This is a genomic window from Pseudomonas lurida, assembly GCF_013522705.1.
Classification (GTDB): Bacteria; Pseudomonadota; Gammaproteobacteria; order Pseudomonadales; family Pseudomonadaceae; genus Aquipseudomonas; species Aquipseudomonas quebecensis.
The window spans coordinates 83,032-107,371 of the sequence record NZ_JAAMRE010000010.1 but is presented as its reverse complement, the minus strand read 5'-3'; the positions used below and the strand labels follow the sequence as shown (position 1 = coordinate 107,371).

Sequence of the window (24,340 nt, the reverse complement as noted above, 5' to 3'; positions counted from 1 at the left end):
CCTGTGCTGAAGATCGGCAAAGTCTAGGCGCGGAACGGCATCCGGGGCCAGCGCCAAATCACCTGTACAAATATCCAGCAAAATCTTCAATGGTTGCTTCCAGCGCCGACACTGCTAGCATCCGTGTCTTCCAGCCGTTCCGCACTGCCAAGGATCGCGATGCCATCAGCCCCATTGGATACCCGCTATCAGATCGAAACTCCTGAGGGCATTGACCTGCCGCTGCGTCCCGCTGGCCTGGTGCCACGGGTACTGGCCTTCGCGTTCGACCTGTTGGCCCGCGCCATCATCATGGGCGTGCTCATGGCACCGCTGGCGCTGCTGGGCAACGTTGGTCTAGGCCTTGGCGCGCTGCTGCTGTTCCTGGTCAGTTGGTGGTACATGGTGTTGTTCGAAGTACTCAACCAAGGCTGCTCACCGGGCAAACAGGTCATGGGGTTGCGCGTGGTGCAGGACGACGGCACGCCGATCGGCTGGTCGTCCTCACTGATCCGCAACCTGCTGCGCTTTGTCGATATGCTCCCTTTCGGCTACTTTCTCGGTGCCATCAGTTGCCTGCAGCATCCCCATTTCAAACGCCTGGGCGACCTTGCCGCCGGTACGCTCGTGGTCTACCGCGAACGCCCCCTCGCACGCCCCCAGGTTCCTCAGGCGGCGGCCCTGCGCTTGCCTTTTGCACTGGACCTGAGCGAACAGCGCGCCATCCTGGGTTTCGCCGAACGCCAGGGCGAATTGTCCACGGAGCGCGTGCATGAACTGGCGGCAATCCTGGCGGCCCCCTTGCAAGTCTCCCCTGCCCGCGCGGCTCAACAACTCAACGGTCTGGCCCGCGGCCTGCTGGGGCCAACATGAAGCAGAGCCAGTTCGAAAGCCGTCACCAACCCGAATGGCAAGCCTTTGCCGAACAGCTCAGGCAGCTGGAACAAGGCACGGCCAAGGCCGATGATGTTGCTGACTTCCCCCATCAATACCGGCGTCTTTGCCAGCATCTGGCGCTGGCACAGGAACGCGGCTACAGCAGTTACCTGGTAGACCCATTGCAACAACTGGCACTGCGCGGCCACCAGCAACTTTATCGCCATCGCAGCCAACTGGCGGCGAACGTATTGGGTTTCATCCTGGCCGGTTTTCCACGCCTGGTGCGGGAGCAATGGCGGTTCGCAGCGGTCGCCAGCCTGCTGTTCTTCGGCAGCCTGTTGGGCATTGCGTTGCTGGTCTACCTTTTTCCCGAACTGATCTACAGCATCGTGAGCCCCCAGCAGGTGGCCGAGATGCAGGCCATGTACGACCCCGACGCCAGCCGCCTGGGACGCGCCGCCGAACGCGCATCGAGTGAAGACTGGATGATGTTCGGCTATTACGTGATGCATAACATCGGCATCGCCTTCCAGACATTCGCCGCCGGTTTGCTGTTCGGCCTGGGCAGCGTGTTCTTCCTGATTTTCAACGGGTTGATCATCGGTGCGGTATCCGGGCACCTGACCGAAATCGGCTACGGGCAAACTTTCTGGTCATTCGTCATCGGCCACGGAGCGTTCGAGCTGACAGCCATTGCCCTTGCCGGTGCCGCCGGCTTGCAACTGGGCTGGGCGTTGATCTCCCCGGGGCAGTTGACGCGTGGCGAGTCCCTGAGGCGTGCGGCGCATAAAAGTGTGCAACTTTTGTGCGGTGTGATGGTTTTCCTGCTGATCGCAGCGTTTATCGAAGCCTACTGGTCTTCCACCACGGTCATCGCTGCATGGGTCAAATACCTGGTGGGCGCAGTACTCTGGCTGCTGGTGGCGGCATACCTGACGTTTGCCGGAAGGACACCTCATGCGCCTGAGTGATGCCAGCGTGGCAATCCGCCCCCGTACGGCCTGGGAAGCCATGGACCTTGGCGTACTCATGGCCAGGGAACACCGCCGACTGCTGACCCTCAGTTGGGCACTGGTCACGCTGCCGGCGTTCATCCTGCTCAGTGCCGCGCTGTGGAAGTATCCGTCCGTTGCCGTATGCGTCTTCTGGTGGTTAAAGCCTGCCTTTGATCGATTGCCTTTGTATATCTTGTCCAAGGCACTGTTCGGGGAGGTGCCCAGCCTCAAGCAAGCCGTACGCCAGTGGCCGCGCCTGCTCAAGGGTCAACTGCTGGCAAGCCTGACCTGGCGCCGGCTCAGCCTCAGCCGCAGCTTCGTCATGCCGGTGAGCCAGTTGGAAGGCCTGGATGGGCAGGCGCGGCAAAAGCGCCTGGGCGTGCTGCAACAACGCGACGCGGGCGCCGCACGCTGGTTGACGACCGTCGGAGTACACCTGGAAATCGGGCTGTGGTTCGGTTGCATGGCGCTGTTCTATCTCTTTATTCCGCAGAACGTCGAGCAAGGGTGGGACTGGCAGCGCCTGGTACTGGCGAGCCAGTCCGAAGGGCTGTGGCTGGAGCACCTGAGCAATGCGTTTTATGCCCTGATCCTGATGTTCTGGGAGCCCATCTACGTGGCCTGTGGTTTCAGCCTTTACCTCAATCGTCGTACCGTGCTGGAGGCCTGGGACCTGGAACTGGTATTCCGCCGCCTGCGCCAACGCCTGAGTACGGTGGCGACGCTGTTGATACTGGTTGTGGGGCTGACTGTGCTGCCCGTCAATCGGCCCGCCATGGCCGATCAGCCCAAGCCGCTGAGTACGCAGGGCGCAAGCCAATCGATCAAAGCGCTGCTGGACAAGCCTCCGTTCAAAAACCCGGAGACCGTTACCCGTTATCGATTTGGCGAGGAAAAACCCGCTGTAAAGAGCAAGGCTCGCGGCGACAGCAAGCTGCCGGCGTGGCTGCAGGCGCTGTTGGACAACCTCAACAGCAATACCTTCAAGCACATCGCCCAAGGCCTGGAAGTCCTGTTATGGGGGCTTTTGATCGGCGGGCTGGCCCTGCTTGCATGGCGCTATCGGGACTGGCTGCGCACCTTTGTCAGCCGGCGTCCCCCCGCTCGCCCCAAGGCCATCCAACCGGCGCCCACGCAATTGTTCGGGCTGGAATTGGGCACGCAGACCTTGCCGGCAGATATTGCCAGCACCGCCGAACAGCTCTGGGCCACCCAGCCCCGGGAAGCTCTTGGCCTGCTGTACCGAGGGCTGCTGAGCCGGTTGCTGCATGACTTCAATCTGCCGCTTAAAAGCGCCGATACCGAAGGTCAGGTTCTTGAACGCGTTCATCAACTGGCGCAACCGCAACTGCTGGCCTTCAGTGATGAACTGACCCGGCATTGGCAAAATCTTGCCTACGGCCACACCCTTCCGCCAGCCTCGGCCCAGCAGAAATTATGTGGCGACTGGCGTGCCCTGTTCAGCTCAGGGAGCGCCCCATGAACCGACCCTTGGCATGGGCTGGGCTATTACTGGTGTCTTTGCTCACAGCGTGTGGATTCTTCGTCTGGAGCAAAGCAATCCCTTACGAAGAAGTGGTAGACCATGGGCCCTCCCCCGAGGCCCAGGCCAACCCTTATCTGGCGGCCGAGCAGTTTCTGCGCCTGCAAGGCCTGGCGGTGGAGCACGCCTTCAGCCTCGACCGCGTGGCCACGTTGCCACCCCAGGGCACTAGCCTGCTGCTGTTCAATGAACGTAGCAACATGTCGCCACGCCAGGTGGCGCAACTGCTGGACTGGGCCAAGTCCGGCGGCCATCTGCTGGTGGTGGCGGAGGCGCTATGGGATGAAGAGGCCGGTAAAAGTGGCGACCTGTTACTCGACCGCCTGGCAATCCACCAAGCGTTGAGCGACGAATCCGCAGAGCCCGCGCCCGCCCGCAAGAAGAAAACACCGGACCTGACCAGGCTGTATGTCGACAATGAAACCGCTCCGGCCTATTTCAGCTTCGACGCCGACTTCAACCTCACCGACCCGCAGCACCTGGCGCAATTCTCGGCCAACAGCGCCAGGTCAAGTCACCTGATGCAACTCAACCTCGGGCAAGGCCGAGTGACGGTGATAACCGACAGCGAGCTGTGGAAGAACCGCGATATCGGCAAGCACGACAATGCCTGGCTGCTGTGGTACCTGACCCAGGGTACCGGCGTGACGCTGTTGTTCAGCAGTGACGTGGATGATCTGTTCAGCCTGCTGTTGCGCTATTTTCCCCAGGCGATAGTCGCGCTTATCGCCCTGATCGCGCTGGCACTGTGGCATGCCGGCATGCGCCAGGGCCCGATCCAGGCACCTGCGCCCAAGGCTCGACGGCAACTGCAGGAACACTTGAAAGCCAGCGCAGACTTCCTGCTGCGCCGCAGCGGCCAGGGCACGCTGCTGCACGCGCTGCAGCGCGATATCCTGCGCGCCGCCAGGCGTCGCCATCCCGGTTTCGAACACCTCGACACAGCAGAACAATGGCAGGTGCTCGAGCATCTGACGCATCAACCCTCTCACGTCATCAGCCAGGCCCTCGGCCCACTCCCGCAGAAACGGCTATCCAGCGCCGACTTCAGCCGGCAGGTGGCATGCCTGCAAACCCTCAGGAATGCACTATGAGCGAATTTCAAAGCGCCACTGCCCTGACCGGCGAAACCCTGCAACGCGCCAGCCAGCAGGCCCAAGCCTTGCGCGCTGAACTGCGCAAGGCCGTCATTGGGCAGGATCAGGTCATTGATGATGTCCTCACCGCCCTGATCGCCGGTGGCCACGTCTTGCTCGAAGGCGTGCCCGGCCTGGGCAAGACCTTGCTGGTGCGGGCATTGGCGCGCTGCTTCGACGGCGATTTCGCACGCATCCAGTTCACCCCGGATCTGATGCCCAGCGACGTCACCGGTCACGCCGTGTATGACCTGCATACCGAACAGTTCAAGCTGCGCAAGGGCCCGGTCTTCACCCATCTGTTACTGGCTGACGAAATCAACCGCGCCCCGGCCAAGACCCAGGCGGCCCTGCTCGAAGCCATGCAGGAGCGACAAGTGACACTTGAAGGCGAAGCGCTGCCCATCGGCCAGCCGTTCATGGTACTGGCCACCCAGAACCCTATCGAACAGGAAGGCACCTACCCGCTGCCGGAAGCCGAACTGGACCGCTTCATGCTCAAGGTGCGCATGGACTACCCCGACGCCCGGCAGGAACTGGAAATGGTGCGCGAAGTCACTCGCTCGTCACGCGCCGACATGCTGGATGTGCAACCACTGCGCACCGTGCTGCAGGCCGAGGATGTGCTGCAACTGCAACAGATCGCCAGCGAACTGCCCCTGGACGAGCAAGTGCTCGACTACGCCGTGCGCCTGGCGCGTGCCACTCGCAGCTGGCCAGGATTGGCCATCGGTGCCGGCCCACGCGCGTCCATCGCACTGGTACGGGGCGCCCGCGCCCGCGCCTTGTTGCGCGCAGGTGCGTTCGTCACCCCGGATGACATCAAGGGGTGTGCCCTGGCGGTCCTTCGCCACCGTGTACGAATCGCCCCAGAGCTGGACATCGATGGGCTGGAGGTCGACCAGGTACTCAAGCAGATGCTCGACCAGATCTCGGCTCCGCGGCAATGAATCGCCCATGAAACCGACCCGTCTGCTGTTAACTTGGCTGGGCGTATTGCTGGGGCTCGGCATTCTGCTGGGCGCCGCCACGGCGCTGCGGTTCAAGGTGCCCGACGCCGTACAGTCAGTGGCCTGGGGCCTGCTCCTGGCACTGATGCTGCTGGCGCTGCTGGATGCCCTGCGCCTGCGCCGCCGCCCTACGCCCCGCGTGCAGCGGCAGATGCCCGGCAGCCTGGCGCTGGGACGCTGGGGCGAAGTACGCCTCACCCTGGAGCACGATTTTCCACAACCGTTGACGGTGCAGGTATTCGATCACGTTCCCGATGGCCTGAGCGCGGACAATATGCCTCAGACCGTCGAGCTGCGCCCCGGGGCGCGCAGTGAGCTGGGGTATCGCCTGCGCCCATTGCGCCGCGGGCATTTCGATTTCAGCCGCTGCGAAATTCACCTGCCCAGCCCGTTGGGACTGTGGTCGGCAAGGCGTTTTGTCGAACCGCGGGATGCCACCCGCGTCTATCCGGACTTCGCTCGTCTGTACGGGGCTCAGTTGCTGGGTGTGGATAACTGGCTGAGCCAACTGGGGGTTCGCCAACGTCAGCGACGAGGCTTGGGGCTGGAGTTTCATCAGTTGCGTGAATTTCGCGACGGCGACAGCCTGCGGCAGATCGACTGGAAAGCCACTGCACGGCAACGCACGCCTATCGCCCGGGAGTACCAGGACGAGCGCGACCAGCAGATCGTGTTCATGCTCGATTGCGGCCGACGCATGCGCAGCCAGGATGATGAATTGTCTCATTTCGACCACGCGCTCAACGCCTGCCTGCTGCTCAGCTATGTGGCATTGCGCCAGGGTGATGCGGTGGGGTTGTGCACCTTCGCTGGTGAGCAACCGCGCTACCTGGCGCCTGTCAAGGGCAGCAGCCAGTTGAATGTGTTGCTCAACACTGTGTACGACCTGGACACAACTCGACGAACCGCCGACTACCAGGCCGCGGCCAGCCAATTGCTGGCGCGGCAAAAACGTCGGGCATTGGTGATTGTAGTGACCAACCTGCGTGACGAAGACGACGAGGCGCTGTTGGCTGCGGTCAAGCGTATCAACCGCCAGCACAGGGTACTGGTGGCCAGCCTGCGCGAGGAGGTACTGGATCAACTGCGCCAATCTCCCGTGCAAACCCTGCAGGAAGCCCTGGCCTACAGTGGCACGGTTGATTACCTCAATACCCGCGACGAATTGCATGACCGCCTGAACGCTCATGGTCTGTCAGTATTGGATACCCTGCCTTCGCAAATGGGCGCGGCGTTGGTGACACGCTATCTGGGGTGGAAAAAAGCCGGCGTCTTTTGAGCGCCAGAAACAACCACGGCAGGCGCAACAATGCTCCTGCCGTGGGGTGACCTGCAGGCTTAGACCGATGCCTGCAGGGGATCAAAGCTGAAGTAATGCACCAAAACGCTGATCAACTGCGCATATTCCTCCGACGCTGAAATCACTCGGAACCCGGAATCGTAATGCTGCGGGTTGATGTCTTCATGACTCCACAGACAAGTCGCCGTCAGGTCAATGGCATGAAAATCCCCATCAGCGCTGGGGATCTTTACGCGCAACTCGAAATTCGCGTCAACCATCATTGGCAACAGGCTGATTAACATCAGTCCGTCTTCCGAAGCATTGCCCAAAAACCCGATGGGTTTATCGGTCAGACGGTTAAACACTTGCAGGAAACTTGGTAATTGATGCCGCTCGATCCGCCGGTCAGTAAACATGGTGAAATCGCCATCCAGTGGCCATGACTCAGGCCGTGCCAGTGATTCGGAACGAGCAATAGCGCTCGCTCTCCCTGGGCCTCGGAATGACAACCTCCTGGAATGTCACTAGACCGCCGCCGAGCCCGGGCCTCGCATTCGATTGAATAGAAACTTATACAAACGAACATTCAAAGAATAGCCCAAGACTGGCAACGGGCCAGTTATGAAATGGCAAATATTTTCACAGTGACGCGGGACGCGGCTGGGCAGCGGCGTCGCGGTAGTGACCCAGTTGCTGCAGCGTGTCCAGGCGCGCGCGGGCACGGTAGGCGTATTCGCTCGACGGGTATTGGGTAATGATGAACTGATAGGTTTGCACCGCGTCGACAAACAGTTTCTGCCGTTCCAGGCACTGCCCGCGCAGCATAGAGACCTCGGGTTGCACATAGCGACGGCTGCGGCTCTCGCGGTCCACTTGGGACAACTCCAGGGTAACGCGCTGGCAATCACCCACGCCGTAGGCGCGGTAGGCGTTGTTCAAATGGTGGTCCATCGACCAGCGGGTGCAGCCGACAACACTGACGGCCAGGGCGGCAACGAGCAAAATTCGCATGAGGGTTCTCCTGTCTTGTGCAGTGTATCGACCCCTCGTCGAAAATCTTCAAGGCTGTTCGTCTTTTCGGCTGCGGCCAAAACAACTGAATCGTCGATAAGTAGTGCAAACGAACAATGACTACAACGAAAGAGCATAGTAGCCTTCCTCAGCGCTTGAACTCAGGAGTCTGTGCATGTCCGTCCGTCGTACCAAAATCGTCGCCACCCTTGGCCCGGCCAGCAATTCGCCGGAAGTCCTCGAACAGCTGATTCTGGCTGGTTTGGACGTCGCCCGTCTGAACTTCTCCCACGGCACCCCCGACGAGCACAAGGCTCGCGCCAAGCTGGTGCGTGACCTGGCTGCCAAGCACGGTCGCTTCGTGGCATTGCTGGGTGACCTGCAAGGCCCGAAAATCCGCATCGCCAAATTCGCCAACAAGCGGATCGAGCTGAAAATCGGCGACACGTTTACGTTCTCCACCAGCCACCCGCTGACTGAAGGCAACCAGCAAGTGGTAGGTATCGACTACCCGGACCTGGTCAAGGACTGCGGCGTCGGCGATGAACTGCTACTGGACGACGGCCGTGTGGTCATGCGCGTCGACACCGCCACCGGCACCGAGCTGATCTGCACCGTGACCATCGGCGGCCCGCTGTCCGACCACAAAGGCATCAACCGCCGTGGCGGTGGCCTGACAGCACCGGCCCTGACTGAAAAAGACAAGGCTGACATCAAGCTCGCCGCCGAAATGGAAGTGGACTACCTCGCGGTGTCCTTCCCGCGCGACGCCGCCGATATGGAATACGCCCGTAAGCTGCGCGACGAGGCCGGCGGCACCGCCTGGCTGGTGGCGAAGATCGAGCGCGCCGAGGCCGTGGCCGACGACGAAACCCTCGATGGCCTGATCAAGGCTTCCGATGCGGTCATGGTTGCCCGTGGCGACCTGGGCGTTGAAATCGGCGATGCCGAACTGATCGGCATCCAGAAGAAAATCATCCTGCACGCGCGCCGCCACAACAAAGCCGTGATCGTCGCAACCCAGATGATGGAGTCGATGATTCAGAACCCGATGCCGACCCGCGCCGAAGTGTCCGACGTGGCCAACGCCGTATTGGACTACACCGACGCCGTAATGCTGTCGGCTGAAAGCGCCGCCGGCCCTTACCCGCTGGAAGCCGTACAGGCCATGGCGCGTATCTGTGTCGGTGCCGAAAAGCACCCGACCAGCAAGACCTCCAGTCACCGCATCGGCAAAGTGTTCGAAAGCTGCGACCAGAGCATCGCCCTGGCCGCGATGTACACCGCCAACCACTTCCCGGGCGTGAAAGCGATCATCGCCCTGACCGAAAGTGGCTACACGCCGTTGATCATGTCGCGTATCCGTTCGTCGGTGCCGATCTACGCGTTCTCCCCGCACCGCGAAACCCAGGCTCGCGCCGCCATGTTCCGTGGCGTCTACACCGTACCGTTCGACCCGGCGTCGTTGCCGCCCCATGAGGTCAGCCAGGCGGCCATCGACGAACTGCTCAAGCGCGGCGTCGTGGAGAAAGGCGACTGGGTCATCCTGACCAAGGGCGACAGCTACCACACCATCGGTGGCACCAACGGCATGAAGATCCTGCACGTTGGCGACCCAATGGTCTGAGTGATCGATTGCTGAAACAAAAGCCCTGTCATGCAAGTGACAGGGCTTTTTGCTTTCCGTGGGGGAATGGGCCTTGCTCGCTTTCAGCGCCGAGCAATGAACGCCGACAATGCGGCGATTGCCTCCGGCGACCTCAGCCGCTGGGTAAACAGCGCGCCCTCCTCCTCTATTACCTGGCGCAACTGCTCGCGATCCACGCTCTTCATCAGTTGCTTGGTGACCTGCACCGCACCCGGCGCCAACGCGTCAAAACGCTCAGCGACTTGCCTGGCTTTGGCCAACGTCGCCTCACCACTGCCCAACGCTTCAGTAGCGATGCCCCATGCAGCCGCCTGTTCGCCGGTAAACCCTTCGCCCAACAGCAGTAATTCGGCGGCTTTGGCGTGCCCCAGCAAACGTGGCAGGATCAGGCTGGAGCCGAACTCCGGGCACAACCCAAGATTGACAAATGGCATGCGCAGTCGCGCATCACGACTGACGTACACCAGATCGCAGTGCAACAGCAGGGTTGTACCGATGCCCACTGCCACGCCGGCCACGGCGGCGATCACCGGTTTGCGGCAGTTGAGCAGGCTTTTCATAAAGTGAAACGGCGGACTGTCGAGGTCACTGGGTGGCTGTTGGAGAAAGTCGCCGATGTCGTTGCCGGCGGTAAAACACTCGCTGCTGCCCTGGATCAGCACCGCATGGATGTTTGGGTCCGCATCGGCCTGCTCCAACGCCTGGGCCAAGTGGCTGTACATGGCGCGCGTCAACGCGTTCTTCTTGTCCGGGCGATTGAGTTGCAGGGTCAGCACCCTGGCTTCGCGGTGCTGGAGGATGGCGTCGGTCATGGCGATTCTCGCGGCTGTGGTGTTCAGCGCTCAACCATGGGGCACAAACACATCCGCCAGCAGTTGATTGCGCGGCAGTCCGGCCAGGAACAGACGCTTGGAGAATGCCTCGACACTGGCCGGATGCCCGCAGAGTAAGGCCAGGGTTTGCCGGGAAACAAGCCGCAGTTGCGCCAATGCCTGGGTCAACTCAGCCGCAGTCCACAGCTCCACGGTCAGCTGCGGGTGATGGGCGGCCAGCACCGCCAGCGGTTCAGCCAGATAATGGCCTTCAGCGTCATGGGCCAGATGAATCAGGCGTATGGCGCCGTGGTGATCCTGACGCAGCGCCTCGCGCATCACGCCCCATAAGGGGCCTAGACCGGTGCCCGAGGCCAGCAGCCACAGCGGTCGGGTTTGCCAGTCAGGATCATAGTGCAACGCGCCACCGCGCAATTCGCCGAGGCACAGGCGATCCCCGACCTGCAACCGCCGGGCGATATCGCTGAATTGACCGGGCTGGCGGCAATCGAGATGAAACTCCAGGAACGCGTCCTCCTGCGGCAGGCTCGCCAGGGAATACGGACGTGCCACCTCCCCGGCCCACAGCACCAGGTGCTGCCCGGCGCGATAACGCAGAGTGCGCTGGGGTTGCAGGCGCAAACGCAGCACCGCCGACGTCAGCCAATCGGCTCCCACCACCTGGGCAGGCGAGCCATCGCGCAGCGGATCGAACGTCTCGACCCGCACGTCCCCGCGCAACCGGCACTGGCAAGCCAGGCGCCAGCCATCCTGGTGTTGCACCGGGCTGAGGGCATCGGGCTGCTGATCGTCAACCTCGCCGTGGCAACGCACCAGGCATGCATGGCAACTGCCCGCCCTGCAGCTGTAGGGCACGGTCACACCGGCCTGATTCAAGGCATCCAACAAATTGCTGCCGGTGGGTACCGACCAGTGGCGTTCGCCGACGTGCAGTTCAGGCATGGAACATCTCGACTCAAAAGGCGCAGACAGGGAATCACGCCCGGCACAGTTTGACCATAGTCGGGTGTATCGGCCACCGCGCCGGGTTATACTGCCGCGCCTTTTTAGCGTCGCGCCTGCACCACTTGGCGTGCCTTGGAAAGGTGGCCTCAGCCGACCGATACACCCCACTGAAGCCACCTTTATTGAATGTTCCCGTCTTATAGAGGAGCGCGACTCATGACCGTGATCAAGCAAGACGACCTGATTCAGAGCGTTGCCGACGCCCTGCAATTCATTTCCTACTACCATCCCGTGGATTTCATCCAGGCCATGCACGAAGCCTACCTGCGCGAAGAATCGCCGGCGGCCCGTGACTCCATCGCCCAGATCCTGATCAACTCGCGCATGTGCGCCACCGGCCATCGCCCGATCTGCCAGGACACCGGTATCGTCACCGTGTTCGTGCGCGTGGGCATGTACGTGCGTTGGGACGGTGCCACCATGGGCCTGGACGACATGATCAACGAGGGCGTGCGTCGCGCCTACAACCTGCCGGAAAACGTCCTGCGCGCCTCCATCCTGGCCGACCCGGCCGGTGCGCGTAAAAACACCAAGGACAACACCCCGGCCGTGATCCACTACTCCATCGTCCCGGGTAACACCGTGGAAGTGGATGTGGCCGCCAAAGGCGGCGGCTCCGAGAACAAGTCGAAAATGGCCATGCTCAACCCGTCCGACTCGATCGTTGACTGGGTGCTCAAGACCGTTCCGACCATGGGTGCCGGCTGGTGCCCGCCGGGCATGCTCGGCATCGGCATCGGCGGCACCGCCGAGAAAGCCGCGGTGATGGCCAAGGAAGTGTTGATGGAATCCATCGACATCCACGAGCTGAAAAAGCGCGGCCCGCAGAACCGTATCGAAGAAATGCGTCTGGAGCTGTTCGAGAAGGTCAACCAACTGGGCATCGGCGCTCAGGGCCTGGGTGGCCTGACTACCGTGCTCGACGTGAAGATCATGGATTACCCGACGCACGCGGCCTCGCTGCCGGTGTGCATGATCCCCAACTGCGCCGCCACCCGTCACGCGCACTTCGTGCTCGATGGTTCCGGCCCGGCGTCGCTGGAAGCGCCACCGTTGGACGCTTATCCGGAAATCGTCTGGGAGGCCGGCCCATCGGCCCGTCGCGTCAACCTCGACACCCTGACCCCGGAAGAAGTGCAGAGCTGGAAGCCGGGCGAGACCGTATTGCTCAACGGCAAAATGCTCACCGGTCGCGATGCGGCGCATAAGCGCATGGTCGAGATGCTGAACAAGGGCGAAACCCTGCCGGTGGACCTCAAGGGTCGCTTCATCTACTACGTCGGCCCGGTTGATCCGGTGCGCGAAGAAGTGGTTGGCCCAGCCGGTCCGACCACTGCGACGCGGATGGACAAATTCACCCGTCAGATCCTCGAGCAGACCGGCCTGCTGGGCATGATCGGTAAGTCCGAACGCGGCCCGACCGCCATCGACGCGATCAAAGACCACAAGGCCGTGTACCTGATGGCCGTCGGCGGCGCCGCGTACCTGGTCGCCCAAGCCATCAAGAAATCCCGCGTGGTGGCCTTCGCCGAACTGGGCATGGAAGCGATCTATGAGTTCGACGTCAAAGACATGCCGGTTACCGTGGCGGTCGACAGCCAGGGCGAATCCGTGCATATCACCGGCCCTGCCATCTGGCAGAAAAAGATCAGTGACAGCCTGGCGGTAGAAGTGCAATAAGCGCTGCCTCAGCGACAGAAAAAGCGACCGATGCGATCAGCACGGTCGCTTTTTTATTGCCCGCCCATTTCTCAGTGGAGAGCCTGCTTATCTACAACCACCGCACGCACCACAAGACCCCGACCGCTCATGCTATGGTGCACTCCCCTTACCGTGCCTGTTCATCACCGTATGATCGCGATCCCTCGCCCCCTGCGCCTGACGTTCTATTCCCTGCTGATCATCGCCGGTGCGGTGCTGGCCGCGGCCCTGGCCACGCGGCATGCCGAGCGCCAGGCACTGGTGGACGATGCCGCCCGCGCCAATCAGCAACTGGCGTTGTATGCCAACTCCCTGCATACCCTGATCGAACGCTACCGCGCCCTGCCCGCCGTACTGGCGCTGGACTCGGAAATGATCAACGCACTCAAGGGCCCGCTGGACGCCGCCACCCAGGACCTGCTCAACCGAAAGCTGGAACGCATCAACAACGCCGCGCAGTCATCCACCCTGGAGCTGATGGACCACACCGGCCTGGCCGTGGCGGCCAGTAACTGGAACCTGCCGAGCAGTTATGTGGGTCACAACTACGCGTTCCGACCTTATTTCAGCCAGACCCGCAGCCAGGGCACCGGACGCTTCTACGCGGTGGGGGTGACGACGGGGATTCCCGGCTACTTCCTCTCCAGCGCGGTGCTGGATGAACACGAGCAGTTCCTTGGCGCCATGGTGGTCAAGCTGGAATTCCCCGAGCTTGAGCGCGAATGGGCCCAGGGCGACGATCTGCTGCTGGTCAGCGACGCGCGCGGCATCGTGTTTATCGCCAACCAGCCGGGCTGGCGCTACCGCAACCTGCGACCGCTGTCGGACAGCGACCTTGCCGAACTCAAGGCCACCCGCCAATACGACAAAAAGCAACTGCAGCCGCTCGAAAGCCAGCCGCTGCAACGCTTCGATGAAAACAGTCACCTGATGCACGTAAGCGGCCCCGATGGCAGCGCCGATTACATCTGGGAATCCCTGCCGCTGAAGGCCGAAGGCTGGACCCTGCACCTGTTACGCAAACCGCAGCTCGCGTTCGAGGATCAACGCAATGCCGGGCTGGCCGCCGCCGGGTCGTGGCTGGCGCTGGTGTTCCTGGTGCTGTTCCTGACCCAGCGTTGGCGTCTGGCCCGCCTGCGCCAGCGCAGCCGCGAAGAGCTGGAGCGCCTGGTGGAAGAGCGTACCCAGGCCCTGCGCACCGCCCAGGACGGCCTGGTGCAGTCCGCCAAGCTGGCGGCCCTGGGGCAGATGTCGGCGGCTCTCGCTCATGAAATCAACCAGCCGTTGACGGCCCAGCGCATGCAACTGGCCACCCTGCGCCTGCTGCTCGACCATGGTCGCGTGGATGACGCCTACAAGGCGCTCACGCCGCTGGACGATATGCTCACGCGCATGGCCGCGCTGACCGGCCATCTCAAGACCTTCGCGCGCAAAAGCCCCAGCGGCCTGCGCGAACGCCTGGACCTGGCCACCGTGGTCGATCAATCCCTGCAGTTGCTCGACGCGCGCCTGCGCGATGAAGGCATCGGCACCGTGCTGGACCTGACTCGGCCCGCCTGGGTGCGCGGCGATGCGATTCGCTTGGAACAAGTGCTGATCAACCTGCTGCGCAACGCGCTCGACGCCATGGCCGATAAGCCGCGCAAGCGTCTGGAAATCCGCCTGCACGCCGACCAGCAGCTGTGGCAACTGACGGTCAGCGACAGCGGCGGCGGTATTGCCGAAGAGCATCTGAACAATGTATTCGACCCGTTCTTCACCACCAAACCGGTGGGCGACGGGCTGGGCCTGGGGCTGGCAGTGTCCTACGCCATCGTGCACGAACTCGGCGGGCGCCTGAGCGCCGGCAACCGAGGCGATGGCGCGGTGTTCACCCTCACCCTGCCGATCGCACTGGAGGCCGCCGAGCCATGTTGAACACCGTAATTGTGGTCGATGACGAAGCCAGCATTCGCACGGCCGTGGAGCAATGGTTGAGCCTGTCAGGCTTCGACGTGCAGTTGTTCAGCCGCGCCGAGGCATGCCTGGCGCAACTGCCCAGGGACTTCGCCGGGGTGATCCTGAGCGATGTGCGCATGCCAGGGCTCAGTGGTCTGGAGTTGCTGGCCGAAGTGCAACGACGCGATGCGGACTTGCCGGTGATCCTGCTCACCGGTCACGGTGATGTGCCGATGGCTGTCGAGGCGATGCGCGACGGTGCCTACGACTTCCTCGAAAAGCCCTTCAGCCCCGATGCCCTGCTCAACAGCCTGCGTCGCGCCCTGGACAAACGCAGCTTGATCCTGGAGAACCGCCGTCTGCATCAGCAGGCCGGCCAGCGGGCACAGTTGGAGTCGAGCTTGCTGGGCATGTCGCGCGCGCTGCAGAACCTGCGCCGCCAGGTGCTGGACCTGGCGGCCCTGCCGGTCAATGTGCTGATCCGCGGCGAAACCGGCAGCGGCAAGGAACTGGTCGCCCGTTGCCTGCATGATTTTGGGCCGAGGGCAAAAAAGCCCTTTGTGGCGCTCAACTGCGCGGCGATTCCCGAGCAACTGTTCGAGGCCGAACTGTTCGGGCATGAAAGCGGAGCCTTTACCGGGGCCCAGGGCAAGCGCGTCGGCAAACTGGAGTATGCCCATGGTGGCACCCTGTTCCTCGATGAAATCGAGAGCATGCCCCTGGCCCAGCAGGTCAAGCTGCTGCGGGTGTTGCAGGAGCAGAAACTTGAGCGCCTGGGTTCCAACCAGAGCATCCACGTGGATCTGCGCATCATCGCCGCGACCAAGCCCGACCTGCTGGAAGAGGCCCGCGCCGGGCGCTTTCGTGAAGATCTGGCGTATCGCCTGAACGTTGCGCAACTGCGCCTGCCTCCGCTGCGCGAACGCCGTGAAGATATTCCTCTGCTCTACGAGCACTTTGCGCACAGCGCCGCCGAGCGCCTCGGCCGCACGGTCGAACCACTCGGCGGTGCGCAGCTGGGTCGTCTGCTCAGCCATGACTGGCCGGGCAATGTTCGCGAGCTGGCCAACGTCGCCGAACGTCAGGTACTGGGGTTGGGCGAACCGGAGCCGGAAGGTATCGAGGCCGGGCAATCCCTGGCGGCGCAGCAGGAAGCATTCGAAGCACAGTGCCTGAAAGCCGCGCTGACGCGGCACAAGGGCGATATCAAGGCGGTTCTGGCCGAACTGCAACTGCCTCGGCGAACCTTCAACGAAAAGATGCAGCGCCACGGCTTGACCCGTGAAGCGTTCCTCTGAGCGCAGCATCCGGCTTAGGCGGATTTCCGCTTATCGCCTGAAAAGCATCGGCGAATATCCGCTCAAAAAAAACCGGCGACCCTTCTAGGCCGGGCCTTCATCCCCCTGGCACAGCTCCTGCTATAGCCCCAGCCAGGCTGCACTCACGCGGCTTCATAAAAACAACTAGATGAAGGTTCCTTCGATGGATAACTCCAATACCCTGCCTGCAGGGTCGGCAGCCGTGCCGACCAAAGAACGCACCACCACCAGCCGGATCAAATCGATCTTCAGCGGCTCGGTGGGCAACATGGTCGAGTGGTATGACTGGTATGTCTATGCCGCCTTCTCGCTGTACTTCGCCAAAGCCTTTTTCCCTAAAGGCGACACCACCGCCCAATTACTCAATACCGCCGCGATCTTCGCCGTGGGCTTCCTGATGCGCCCGATCGGCGGCTGGCTGATGGGTTTGTATGCAGACTACAAAGGTCGCAAGGCCGCACTGATGGCCTCGGTACTGCTGATGTGCTTCGGCTCGCTGATCATCGCCCTCAGCCCCGGCTACGAAACCATTGGTGTCGGTGCACCGATCCTGCTGGTATTTGCGCGCCTGCTGCAGGGCTTATCGGTGGGTGGCGAATACGGCACCTCGGCCACCTACCTGAGTGAAATGGCAACCAAGGAACGCCGGGGTTTCTTCTCCAGCTTCCAGTACGTGACCCTGATCTCCGGCCAGCTCATCGCGCTGGCGGTATTGATCGTGCTGCAACAAGTGCTCACCACCGAGCAACTCTACGACTGGGGCTGGCGTATCCCGTTCGCCATCGGCGCCCTGTGTGCCGTGGTCGCGCTGTACCTGCGTCGCGGCATGGAAGAAACCGAGTCGTTCACCAAGAAGGAAAAAGCCAAGGAAAGCGCCATGCGCACCTTGCTGCGGCACCCCAAGGAACTGATGACCGTGGTCGGCCTGACCATGGGCGGCACCCTGGCGTTCTACACCTACACCACCTACATGCAGAAATACCTGGTGAACACCGTCGGCATGAGCATTTCCGACTCCACGACCATCTCGGCGGCGACGCTGTTTCTGTTCATGTGCCTGCAACCTATCGTCGGCGGGCTGTCGGACAAGGTCGGGCGCCGGCCGATCCTGATCGCCTTCGGCATCCTCGGCACGCTGTTCACCGTGCCGATCCTCAGCACCTTGCACACCATCCAGACCTGGTGGGGCGCGTTCTTCCTGATCATGGCGGCGCTGATCATTGTCAGCGGCTACACCTCGATCAATGCGGTGGTCAAAGCCGAACTGTTCCCCACCGAAATCCGCGCCCTGGGCGTCGGCCTGCCGTACGCGCTGACCGTGTCGATCTTCGGCGGTACCGCTGAATACATCGCGTTGTGGTTCAAGAGCATCGGGATGGAAACCGGATATTACTGGTACGTGACCGCGTGTATCGCGGTGTCGCTGGTGGTCTATGTGACCATGAAGGACACCCGCAAGCACTCGCGGATTACGACGGACTAAGGGATCGCTACCCGCTATATACGTATCGTCCGCGCGCACTTCATCTTTCTAGACTGGCGGTTTCGACCGCCACGTCCAAGGAAGAAGTACCCATGCTCAAAACCAATCCGCTGTTGCTACCTTATGAGCTACCGCCCTTCCAAGCCATACAGGTAGAGCACTTGGTGCCCGCCGTGCAGGCGATCATCGCCGAGAACCACCTCGCCACGGCAGCGATCATCAACAGCCAAGCCCCCTTCCCGACCTGGGACGACCTCGTACTGGCCGTGGATGAGCTGGAAGCGCGCCTGGAAGAAACCCTCGGCATCATTCAACTGCTCGGCTCCACGCACCGGGCTCCGGCTTGGCACGAGGCTATCTTTCGCTGTCATGCCCTGGCAGAGCAGTACAAACATGACCGGGCACGGAACGCCGCGCTGTATCGGCTTTATCGTCAGCTCGCCGACAGCCCGATTGCGGCTCTTTTCAACCAGCAACGTCAATGTGCCCTCCGTAAAGCTTTGCGTCACTTCCACTTCGCCGGTCTTGATCTCGCCCTCGACCAGCAAGTAAAACTGCGCGACTTGAATGACCAGATCAGTCAATGGCAGCACGAGTTCCTGGAGCGCGTGGACGATTCAAACAAGGCCTGGAGCAAGCACATCGAAGACAGCGCCCTGTTGAGCGGCCTGTCCCCTGCCGCCCTGATATCAATGCAGGCAGCGGCGCAAGCCAGCGGCCTTCCGGGTTGGCTGTTGACCCTTTCCGATCACACTTATCAAGAGGTCATGACCTACGCCGACAATCGGGCGTTGCGTCAGGAAATGATGACGGCCTACTACAGCCGCGCTTCAGGCACCGCGTCTGATGGTTCCAGAGACGGCAACGAGCCGGTGCTGACTCTGCTGCTTGAAGATCGCCACGAAAAAGCCCGCCTGCTTGGCTATCCCAATTTTGCCCAGTTAGCACTGGCCGATCAGATGGCGGATACACCCGAGCAAGTGGTCAGATTTTTACGCCAGCAAATTGAACAAGCGCGAAGTACTTTTACCCGCGATGCCGAGCAGCTTGAGCACTATGCCCAGCAGCACGGAATCACAGGCACGCGCCCCTGGGACCATGATTACTTCGCGCAGAAAATCCGCGAGGATATCGCGGGTATCTCTCAGTCGGCGTTGCGCGAGTACTTTCCATGGGAGAACGTATTACAGCATTTGCGCACCCTGGTGCAGATGCTCATGGGCGTTGAGCTCCTGGAGCAAAGCACCGCCGATACATGGCATACCGATGTCCGCGTATTTGAAGTCAGGGAATATGCGCAGCCCCTCGGATACTTGTTTGTCGACCCCTATCGCCGTGAGGGAAAATCAGAGCCTGGGGCGACCGTGGGCTTGCGCAACCGCCGAATCAGCACCGAAGGGCGTCCCCGCCATCCCATTGCAGTATTGAGCATTGGGTTGTCGCCTCCCACCGACACCCAGCCTTGCCTGCTCGATCATTTGCAACTCAGGGTGCTGTTGCATGAATTCGGTCACTGTTGCCAGCACCTATTGACCGCCGCGCCGTATCGGACCATTTCAGGTGTCGGTCAACTGGCTCACGACACCTCGGAGTTCGTCAGCCAGGTTTTCGAGCAGTTCTGCTTTGAAGCGTCATTCCTAACCTGGTTATCAGGCCATTTTCAAAGCGGGCAGCCATTACCGCAGGCGCTCGCCAGCAGAGTAACTCGCTATGTGCAGACTCAGACCAGCTGGGAAACTGCCAGCCTTTTACTGACCGCGTGGGTCGACCTGGAGCTGCACCGTGCCCATGGCGACGGGCAAACACCTGATCAGGTGTTCACCCGTGTCAACGCAGAAATAGGCCACCTTCAATGGCCTGAAGATGCTCGGCCGGTCAACAGCTTCGAACAACTGGCCGGGGACTATGGCGCCAGAATCTATTCCTACCGATGGTCCGGTGTACTGGCTGCCCGGGCGTTTGCGCGATTCAAACGCGATGGGTTGTTCAACCCCGCCACTGCACAAGCATTCCGCGCTGCGTTCATCACACATGGCGATGACGGATCGCTGATAAGTGCGCTGGCAAGTTTTGTCGGCAACCGGGAGTCCGCGAGAATTTGAACCCTGGCGATAGCCTGAAGCCCCGTTCGCCACCTCGATAACTATGCAGGGCGTTTCGATCCGGCAGGTCAAGTACAACGGGCACAACCGCTACAGTGCCACTTACCAAGGACTTGCCATGTTGTTCCGCTCCCGCATCCCCGCCCTACTGTTTGCGCTGCAATGTATTGCCGGCCATGGCCATGCCAGGGATCTGGCAGACGGACTGGCCAACCAGGCTCCCTCCGTGGCATTGCAGAACCACGACCAACGCTATGCGCTGTGGTCCGGTATCGGCCGTTTGAAAAACGCTATCGGGCAGACCTGCAACGCAGTCCTGCTCAACACTCGTAACCGGCGAAACGAAGCCGTTGGTCCGGCCTATGTGCTGACCAGCGGACACTGCGTGTTCTTCAGCTACGGTTCGGCACGTATCAGCCTGCCGATAGACGCCGACATCACCTTCATGTACTTCCACGATACCCCCAGTCAGCACAAGACCTTTCGCATCAAAACGGCTCATTGGAGCAGCATGGTCGGCACCGACCTGGCGATCCTCGAACTGGATCAATCGCTGGCAACGCTCATCGCTGACGGGATCATGCCGCTCAAGCTCGCCGCGACCTACCAGTACGCCGGAGAGCGCGACGTGGTCAACGTAGGTTCCCCGAGCGGGTTCCGCCAGAAGGGCTTGCGCATGAGCGCCTGCAAGGAGTCATCGACAGGCGATTTTGTCGAACATCCTGGCGTCTTCCCCGGCGCATTGAAAAACCGCTGCAGCGACCTTCAGTACGGCAGTTCCGGCAGCCCGATGCTGGATCGCCATACAAACGAAGTCACCAGCATCGTCAGCAAGGTCTCGGCGGTCATCACAAAAGACCTTCTCGCCAATTGCCAGAATATCTCAGCTTGTGAAGCCGCCAAGTTCAACTACAGCTATCCGGCCCACGGCCTGCTGCATTGTTTCGTCGATGGGGTGTTCACCAACAACACCAAGGATTGTCAGCTCAAATCCGTCGAAATAACCCTGGAGGAGCCCTGGAACCTGCCCCCGTTCGTCCATATGCAGCAGGGTGAGGCCGGGCAGCGCATCTGGCCTACCTGGAATATCCGGTTCTCCACTCAAGACCCGTTCTATCGATTCAAGACCACCGACAGTGTCAAAGCTTGCCGAGCCATCGACGGCTACCACCCCGCGGTTGCTTCGCCGGACGCCTATATCAACCAGGCCATAGGCCCGGCGCTCGGCGCGCATGTGTTGTGCATCATCGGTCTCGCAACTCGCAACCAGCCGCTGACACCCGCCTTGCTGCACAACGCGTTTACGCATGCAGTGTTCCTGACCCCTGCGACGCCAGCGCCGCAGGTCAGCCTGATTTACCGGATAAACTGGAACATCCCTCACACAGAGTTCATGCATTATTACGCCTACGTCGAGCCCTCAGCCGCATCCTGCGCAGGCAGCTACGACCCACGCTACGCGCCGACTGGCGACAGCATTACCTACCACGCCGCGCAGCTCCCAATCACCGTGTGCAGCTATGCGCGCGACGTGGCTGGCCAACCTTCGGCGACCCGCACGGATGTGATCGATCAATCAACGCATTGTCCCGTGCTGCAGCCGGCCCAAGCATCGCCTCGCCGCTGACCGCACCTCGATACCCGGTGGATGACTGTGGAAATCCATCGCCACGCCTTGCACTATACTGGCCCCCCCAGAGCTACCCAGCAGGAAACCCGGCCCATGCCTGACGATATCCACTTCTACGAACCGGCCAACGGCCACGGCCTGCCCCATGATCCGTTCAACGCCATCGTCGGCCCACGGCCGATCGGTTGGATTTCGTCACACGACAACGAGGGCCGCCTGAACCTGGCGCCCTACAGTTTCTTCAACGCGTTCAACTACGTTCCGCCGATCATTGGGTTCTCCAGCGTCGGGCGCAAAGACAGCCTGAACAACATCGAACAGACCGGCGAGTTCGTCTGGAACCTGGCCACCCGCCCGTTGGCCGATCAGATGAACCAGAGCTGCGCGGCGGTCTCGCCGGACGTGAATGAATTCGAGCTGTCCGGCCTGACCCCGGTGCCGTCGAAAATCGTGGGCGTACCGCGGGTGGGCGAAAGCCCGGTGTCGTTCGAGTGCAAGGTGACGCAAATCATCCAGTTGCAACGTGCCGATAAGGCGCTGGTGCCAAGCTGGCTGGTGCTGGGCGAAGTGGTCGCCGTTCACATTGCCAAGTGGCTGCTCAAGGACGGCGTGTACGACACCGCCGCCGCCGAGCCGATTTTGCGTGGTGGCGGCCCGGCGGATTACTTCCAGTTGGGGCCGGAGGCGTTATTCAAGATGTACCGCCCAGGCGCCAGCAAACCCTGACTGAAATACAGTCAAACTGTGGGAGGGGCTTGCCTCCGATGGCCATAGGTATCTACACATAACCTGAGAAAATGAGGTTCTTGTGGCGAGCTCCCTTCCACATCAGATCAGCGCCGTTGTTCAGCGGGTGGCGCTCGCCCAGGTCAGTTGACCTACTTCATCCACATTCACAAGCTGCTCAAGCTGCACGGTGGCCGCATCATCGGCATCGGAGGCAGTTTTGAACGTCTGCCCATCGAGGATCTTGTGAAACCGCGGGGCGCCCATGCCGTCCAGCGCTTTGACGGCGACGGCGGCGCTGTAGCCCCCTTCACCCGGTACTACGGCGGAAACGGCTTCGTGCTGAGCAAATTGTTTACGTGCCATGTTGCAGGTCCTGGCCAATGGAAAAGGTGGCCATTCTAACCATTAACCGGCCAGTTGCAGGTACTCACCGTAGGCATTGACGGCGCAGGCATCGGTGAAGGTCTGGAAGTCTATGCTGCGCACGACCATGTCGTTCAACAGTTCGGTAAAGATCATCAGGGCCGGCGAGTTGAAGTAGGCGCTCATCGCCTGCTCGCTGCTCCAGAGGCCCGAGACCAGCCACACATCGGGATCGACCTGGGAATGCTGCAACGAAAATTGCAGGCAACCCTGCGCCTGGCGGCCCGGTTCGATCAAACTGCTCAAGCGTGCACCCAGTTCGGTGCTGCACCCGCTGCGGGCGCGGATAAAGGCCATATGGCTCGCGGGAATGGGGGTGGACATATTCGACTCTCCCGTTGAGAAGTGATGCTCGGCAAGCACTGTGGAGGTGTGTTGCCACAGGATCAACGATAACGGCGCGGGTGCGAGCGCGGTTAGTCGATTCCTGCCGGCTTATTGCACGATCCTGCGAGAAGCGTAGATAGGACGTCGGGCCGGCGGCTTTATTCCACACCCAAACGCCGTGTTTCAGGCGCGTGACACGCCCGGCGCTTGCCTGATTGACGATAGGCCGCAGGATCAGGCAAGGATCGGGCAGAATCGACCTAACACATTTTGAAAAGCCGCCGCTAAGCTGGCCCCATCACAGCAGCCTGCAGAGGACGCGCCATGTCGTCACCCGAACATCAGCCCACCCCCCTCGATGCCGAGATGGAAAAACAGCGTGCTGAACTGGCCAGCATCGTGCACCGGCATACCTGGGAAGATGGTTCCTACGGCACCGCAATCACTTCGTTGTACCTGAACCGCCACAACGCACCGCGAGACTTTATGCCGGTACTGGTGGAGCCCGCGTTGTGCATCCTCGCCAACGGCAGCAAGGAAGTGCGCCTGGCCGACGAAGTTTTCGCCTATGACCCGCTCAACTATCTAGTGTTTTCCGTGGCGATGCCCGTGGCCGGGCGAGTCATCGATGCGACGCCCGAGGACCCGAACCTGTCAGTGCGCATCAATATCGACCCGGCGCAGCTCACAGCGCTGATTGCCGAGGCCGGCCCCATGGGCGTGCCCACGCGCCCGACCTCGCGCGGGATGTACGTGGACCGTATCGACACCCAGTTGCTCGACGCCGTGCTGCGCCTGGCACGTTTGCTGGATACGCCCAAAGACATCGCCATGCTCGCGCCACTGATCAATCGCGAGATCCTGTACCGGCTGCTGCGCGGGCCGCAGGGCTATCGGCTGTATGAAATTGCCGTGGCCAACAGTCAGAGCCATCGGGTGAGCCAGGCGATCAAGTGGCTCAACGGCAATTACGAACAGCCGCTTCGCATTGATGATTTGGCCAAGGAAGTGAACCTGAGCGTCTCGACCTTGCACCATCGCTTCAAGGCGATCACGGCAATGAGCCCGCTGCAGTACCAGAAGCAACTGCGCCTGCAGGAAGCGCGCAGGCTGATGATTGCCGAAGGGCTGGAAGCGTCGGCGGCCGGTTATCGGGTGGGGTATGAAAGCCCATCGCAGTTCAGCCGCGAGTACAGCCGCTTGTTCGGCGCGCCACCGCTGCGGGATCTGGCGCGGCTGCGCCAAAGCATCTGACACACGAGAGAAACGCTGGTGACAAAGGGCTGGCTCGATAGCAGTGCGTCAGCCAAGCAATCCAGTGACTGAATCCCCGTCATCGGCGGGCAAGTCAAATCGTCGCACCGCCC

At 61.5% G+C, this 24,340-nt stretch carries 21 protein-coding genes; 15 read left to right on the top strand and 6 right to left on the bottom strand.

Annotated elements, in window-relative coordinates:
* Positions 1-159 precede the first annotated feature (159 nt).
* From G7025_RS11160 to G7025_RS11135, 6 genes are read left to right on the top strand one after another with little or no spacing between them, the layout of a single operon-like run.
* Positions 160-852, top strand: a complete 693-nt coding sequence (locus tag G7025_RS11160) for an RDD family protein (protein WP_181079025.1) — start codon at positions 160-162, stop codon at positions 850-852.
* Positions 849-1,829 (top strand): stage II sporulation protein M, encoded by a 981-nt coding sequence (locus G7025_RS11155; RefSeq protein ID WP_181079023.1) that lies wholly within the window; start codon positions 849-851, stop codon positions 1,827-1,829. Before G7025_RS11160 ends, G7025_RS11155 begins: the two co-directional genes overlap by 4 nt.
* Entirely contained in the window at positions 1,816-3,336 is a 1,521-nt protein-coding gene (locus tag G7025_RS11150; RefSeq protein ID WP_181079021.1) for a DUF4129 domain-containing protein, read from the top strand. The genes G7025_RS11155 and G7025_RS11150 overlap by 14 nt, the downstream gene beginning before the upstream one ends.
* The gene (locus G7025_RS11145) at positions 3,333-4,490 is read left to right on the top strand and encodes a DUF4350 domain-containing protein (RefSeq protein ID WP_181079019.1); all 1,158 of its coding nucleotides are present in this window, start codon (positions 3,333-3,335) and stop codon (positions 4,488-4,490) included. The genes G7025_RS11150 and G7025_RS11145 overlap by 4 nt, the downstream gene beginning before the upstream one ends.
* Positions 4,487-5,482, top strand: coding sequence for an AAA family ATPase (locus tag G7025_RS11140; protein WP_181079017.1), 996 nt, complete (start codon positions 4,487-4,489; stop codon positions 5,480-5,482). Before G7025_RS11145 ends, G7025_RS11140 begins: the two co-directional genes overlap by 4 nt.
* Positions 5,483-5,489: 7 nt before the next feature.
* Positions 5,490-6,821, top strand: coding sequence for a DUF58 domain-containing protein (locus G7025_RS11135; protein ID WP_181079015.1), 1,332 nt, complete (start codon positions 5,490-5,492; stop codon positions 6,819-6,821).
* 59 nt (positions 6,822-6,880) lie between these two features.
* On the opposite strand, the gene G7025_RS11130 is transcribed toward G7025_RS11135, so the two are convergent.
* On the bottom strand, positions 6,881-7,240 hold the full coding sequence (locus G7025_RS11130; protein ID WP_181079013.1) for a PilZ domain-containing protein: 360 nt from the start codon (positions 7,238-7,240) through the stop codon (positions 6,881-6,883).
* 223 nt (positions 7,241-7,463) lie between these two features.
* Positions 7,464-7,835: a tetratricopeptide repeat protein gene (locus G7025_RS11125; RefSeq protein WP_181079011.1), complete on the bottom strand. Its 372-nt coding sequence runs from the start codon at positions 7,833-7,835 to the stop codon at positions 7,464-7,466.
* Between the two features lie 175 nt (positions 7,836-8,010).
* Between G7025_RS11125 and pyk the strand changes: the two genes are divergently transcribed.
* Positions 8,011-9,462, top strand: coding sequence for a pyruvate kinase (gene pyk / locus G7025_RS11120; RefSeq protein ID WP_181079009.1), 1,452 nt, complete (start codon positions 8,011-8,013; stop codon positions 9,460-9,462).
* A gap of 83 nt (positions 9,463-9,545) precedes the next feature.
* Here pyk and G7025_RS11115 read toward each other — a convergent pair whose 3' ends face one another.
* Together G7025_RS11115 and G7025_RS11110 are read right to left on the bottom strand one after the other, a co-directional pair.
* On the bottom strand, positions 9,546-10,295 hold the full coding sequence (locus tag G7025_RS11115) for an enoyl-CoA hydratase-related protein (RefSeq protein WP_181079007.1): 750 nt from the start codon (positions 10,293-10,295) through the stop codon (positions 9,546-9,548).
* Positions 10,296-10,325: 30 nt separating this feature from the next.
* Positions 10,326-11,258: an iron-sulfur-binding ferredoxin reductase gene (locus G7025_RS11110; protein ID WP_181079005.1), complete on the bottom strand. Its 933-nt coding sequence runs from the start codon at positions 11,256-11,258 to the stop codon at positions 10,326-10,328.
* Between the two features lie 219 nt (positions 11,259-11,477).
* Between G7025_RS11110 and G7025_RS11105 the strand changes: the two genes are divergently transcribed.
* The 7 genes from G7025_RS11105 to G7025_RS11075 all read left to right on the top strand — a co-directional run bounded on the left by G7025_RS11105 (position 11,478) and on the right by G7025_RS11075 (position 22,220).
* Complete coding sequence (locus G7025_RS11105; RefSeq protein WP_181079003.1) at positions 11,478-13,001, top strand: fumarate hydratase; 1,524 nt, start codon at positions 11,478-11,480, stop codon at positions 12,999-13,001.
* A gap of 171 nt (positions 13,002-13,172) precedes the next feature.
* A complete protein-coding gene (locus G7025_RS11100) occupies positions 13,173-14,939 on the top strand; it encodes an ATP-binding protein (RefSeq protein ID WP_181079001.1) in 1,767 nt (588 codons plus the stop codon).
* Positions 14,933-16,258 carry a sigma-54-dependent transcriptional regulator gene (locus G7025_RS11095; protein WP_181078999.1) on the top strand — a complete coding sequence of 442 codons (1,326 nt, stop codon included), beginning with the start codon at positions 14,933-14,935 and terminating at the stop codon, positions 16,256-16,258. The genes G7025_RS11100 and G7025_RS11095 overlap by 7 nt, the downstream gene beginning before the upstream one ends.
* Before the next feature lie 184 nt (positions 16,259-16,442).
* Positions 16,443-17,762, top strand: a complete 1,320-nt coding sequence (locus G7025_RS11090; protein WP_181078997.1) for an MFS transporter — start codon at positions 16,443-16,445, stop codon at positions 17,760-17,762.
* A gap of 92 nt (positions 17,763-17,854) precedes the next feature.
* Positions 17,855-19,864, top strand: a complete 2,010-nt coding sequence (locus G7025_RS11085) for a M3 family metallopeptidase (RefSeq protein WP_181078994.1) — start codon at positions 17,855-17,857, stop codon at positions 19,862-19,864.
* A gap of 118 nt (positions 19,865-19,982) precedes the next feature.
* Positions 19,983-21,491 carry a trypsin-like serine peptidase gene (locus G7025_RS11080; protein ID WP_219855275.1) on the top strand — a complete coding sequence of 503 codons (1,509 nt, stop codon included), beginning with the start codon at positions 19,983-19,985 and terminating at the stop codon, positions 21,489-21,491.
* 96 nt (positions 21,492-21,587) lie between these two features.
* Positions 21,588-22,220, top strand: coding sequence for a flavin reductase family protein (locus G7025_RS11075; RefSeq protein WP_181078992.1), 633 nt, complete (start codon positions 21,588-21,590; stop codon positions 22,218-22,220).
* Positions 22,221-22,340: 120 nt separating this feature from the next.
* Here G7025_RS11075 and G7025_RS11070 read toward each other — a convergent pair whose 3' ends face one another.
* Both G7025_RS11070 and G7025_RS11065 read right to left on the bottom strand, forming a co-directional pair.
* Positions 22,341-22,586: a hypothetical protein gene (locus G7025_RS11070; protein ID WP_181078990.1), complete on the bottom strand. Its 246-nt coding sequence runs from the start codon at positions 22,584-22,586 to the stop codon at positions 22,341-22,343.
* Between the two features lie 42 nt (positions 22,587-22,628).
* Positions 22,629-22,970, bottom strand: coding sequence for a putative quinol monooxygenase (locus G7025_RS11065; RefSeq protein ID WP_181078988.1), 342 nt, complete (start codon positions 22,968-22,970; stop codon positions 22,629-22,631).
* 327 nt (positions 22,971-23,297) lie between these two features.
* Here G7025_RS11065 and G7025_RS11060 point away from each other — a divergent pair, with 327 nt between their 5' ends.
* On the top strand, positions 23,298-24,227 hold the full coding sequence (locus G7025_RS11060) for an AraC family transcriptional regulator (RefSeq protein ID WP_181078986.1): 930 nt from the start codon (positions 23,298-23,300) through the stop codon (positions 24,225-24,227).
* The last annotated feature ends 113 nt before the right edge of the window (positions 24,228-24,340 follow it).